The sequence below is a fragment of the Campylobacter sp. 2014D-0258 genome, assembly GCF_008000495.1.
Lineage (GTDB): Bacteria > Campylobacterota > Campylobacteria > Campylobacterales > Campylobacteraceae > Campylobacter_D > Campylobacter_D jejuni.
Window position 1 is genome coordinate 1 of sequence record NZ_VOAR01000019.1, and the last position, 2,115, is coordinate 2,115.

3 protein-coding genes are annotated in these 2,115 nt (G+C 27.8%); all 3 read right to left on the minus strand.

From position 1 onward, the window contains the following. The coding region (locus tag SR62_RS09345; RefSeq protein ID WP_072217027.1) for a motility accessory factor at nt 1-127 on the minus strand (127 nt) is incomplete at its 3' end. 12 nt (nt 128-139) lie between these two features. Further along, the gene (locus SR62_RS03190) at nt 140-1,999 is read right to left on the minus strand and encodes a motility associated factor glycosyltransferase family protein (RefSeq protein ID WP_020836868.1); all 1,860 of its coding nucleotides are present in this window, start codon (nt 1,997-1,999) and stop codon (nt 140-142) included. After that, nucleotides 1,996-2,115 (minus strand): hypothetical protein (locus SR62_RS09350; RefSeq protein WP_261791848.1); only part of this gene is annotated, 120 nt, incomplete at its 5' end. The genes SR62_RS09350 and SR62_RS03190, both read right to left, overlap by 4 nt.

Consider the following 2,115-nt stretch of genomic DNA (forward strand, 5'->3'; position numbering starts at 1 on the left):
TATCTTTACCTAAGATAAGTTCAAATTTACTAGACTTGATTTCTTTTAAACTTTCTTTTAAAAGAATATTACTTAAAGCCTCAATGTTTTTGTTAAAGAGTTCTTTTTGGGTAGGGGTGAAGGTCATTGGAAATCCTAATTATTTTTTGATTATATCGTCAAAATTCCAATTTTCTAAACTTTTTTCTATGGTTTGGTTTTGAGCATCAAGGTATCCTAAACCTTGGATAAACCAATTGTGTTGTATTTTCAAAAAGTCTATTAAATTTTCTTTTTGCTTATTTGTGTTTAAAACTTCAAATTTTAAAATTTCGCATTCGTTATGAAAATAAATAGCTTGACAAAGTTCATTAAAAAGCTTGAGTTTTTTAAATTCTTTAAAAAGATTTAAAAGATCATTTTTGATTTTTTCAAGAGTTTGAAAATTCTTGTCATTGTTTTCTAAAGTGTATCTAAGCTTTTGAAGCTGAGTTTGAGTTTTTTTTATAAATTCTTTGGATTCTAAAATGCTTTTTTGGAGATATTTTTTTGTTTTTTCTAATTTTTCTTTGGCTAGTTTTTTATCTAGAAATTTTGGAAAATCAAAAGGTTTATTTAAATCTTTATCAAGTAAATTCTCACAAGCCCATAAAAAAGGTTTTTCTATGGTTCCTTCTATCCTTGCTCCACCTTCGGTGCAGTTGTAGGTGGTGATATTGAGTTTTTCTTTTGCCCAAAATATATCTTTTTCAAAAGCTTGACGAAATAAATTCCAAGTAAGTTGAGTTCTTACTTTGCCTTTTCCTCCATAAGCTAGTGTATATTTTTCTCCTCTGATTTCTTCACCTTGACTTCCATGTATATGCTCTTTAGGATGTGAACTTCCATCCTCGCCATAAGCTAAATCCTGTCCTATAAAAATGATACTTTCAAATCTTAAAGCTCCGGCTAGTTCATAGATCATATTTGAAACACTGTGTCCTACTCCAAGATATCCATATTCATCAAGTTTTAAACTAGCTGCAAAATTTAAAGGGCGATGTACAAGCATATAAGTTCTTTGATCTTTTTCTAAAAAATCTAATACTTCTTTGTGAACCACAGAAGCAAGTATGAAAAGTATGCCTTTGTTAAAATCGCCAAAATCATTATCAAAACATTTAGAAACTATATCATCACGCTCTAGCATGCAAACATAATCAGGCTTTATACCGTATTTTCCAAGGATAACATAAGCACTATCTGCACAAAAAATCGTAGCTTTATTAGCATACTTTTTTAATAAAGGAAGTTGTTTTATAAGACTTGGTCCTGTAGAAACAATGATAGCATTTTCAACCTTAGCTCTTCTTTCTTTGAGAAATTCTTGAAAAATTCCATGATTTAACATTTTAGGGAGATTATCTAGGGTATGTTTGATTCCAACTAAAGAATCATGTGGATCATTACCTTTGTTTAAAACGATAAATCGTATCATTTCTATCAGTTGAGTATTTATATTTTGTATTTGAGTGCTATAAAATTGTTGATAAAAATCATTATGGATAAAAAGATTAAAAATTTTTACACTTTTTTGAATGATTTCATAAGTAAAAAGTGTGGTGAGTTGTGCTGTATTAATATTTGGAGTATAAAAAAGTATTAGTTGTTCTTTTTTTAATTCTTCGCTAAAATCAAATAAATGAAAAGCTAAAGTTAAAATTTCAAGATTGTCTTCAAAAACAATAATATGTTGATGATTTTTATTTTCACATAAACTTTTATAAAGCATTCCATTTCCAAAGCCATAAAAAAACAAAACAGGATATTTGTTATATTCGGTTTTAAACAGAGTAAGGTTTTCTAAAAGCTCTTTATTGGGATTTTCATAAAGAAAAATATCATCTTTTTTAAAATTTATTCCATTTTCATCTTGGATAAGTGCAAAAGTTAAGTATTTAAGTGATCTTAGTGTACAAGCTAAAAACTCATCGACCTCAAACAAAGCTTGAGTATTTTTTAAAAAAAGCTCTTCTTTCACCTTCTCACCCTTTCCATCCATTTATCTAATTTTCTTTCTTTAAGTTTTTCTTCTAAAGGAAGTATATTTTTAATCAAAGCATTTTCTTGTGCTTTAATATGCCCATAAACCCATGA